This window comes from Staphylococcus sp. EG-SA-2 (assembly GCF_017152085.1).
The window spans coordinates 1-604 of record NZ_JACYHC010001305.1; the positions used below are offsets into that span (position 1 = coordinate 1).

The window sequence follows — 604 nt, forward strand, 5'->3', positions numbered from 1 at the left end:
AAAATCATTCGCTTAATATGCACACAGCTTTTATCGTCTATAAAAGAACACACCTAACATTAAACGTCAATACGTAACATTAAGTGTGTATGATAAACTTACTTTCACAAAATTTCCTTTAAAATCCCTACATAATAACTTGCTTTCATTTCGGTTTTACAAATTCGTTTGATTTTTAGGAACTAATAGTAAAATGACTAAAAATGCAACAATTGCTAGCAAGGCATTAAACATCATACCTGTGAAACCACCTAAGTTCAAATTTAAATTAGCTGCTAACACAGTATAAACTGTACCAGATACTGCTACTCCAAATGCATTTCCTAATGATGACGCCATTTTATATACGCCTGAAGCAACACCCGACTTATCATCTGGCGCACTAGCAACTGCTGTATCAGTTGATGGTGTAGCATATAATCCTAAACCAGTACCAAACAATAAATATCCAACTATACTAGATATGATATACCACACTTCTGGTAAAAATGTTAACGACAATAAGATTAACCCAATCACTGTAAAGCCACTTCCTAGTAATAGTGGGCGCTTCGGACCATGTTGAGATAAAATCTTTTCACCTACACGAATCATTGACAACACT

Annotated in this window: 1 protein-coding gene; it reads right to left on the reverse strand. The window is 34.3% G+C overall.

Annotation, left to right across the window (positions count from 1 at the left end; genetic code table 11):
- Positions 1 to 156 precede the first annotated feature (156 nt).
- The coding region (locus tag IDG60_RS20980; protein WP_206161151.1) for an MFS transporter at positions 157 to 604 on the reverse strand (448 nt) is incomplete at its 5' end.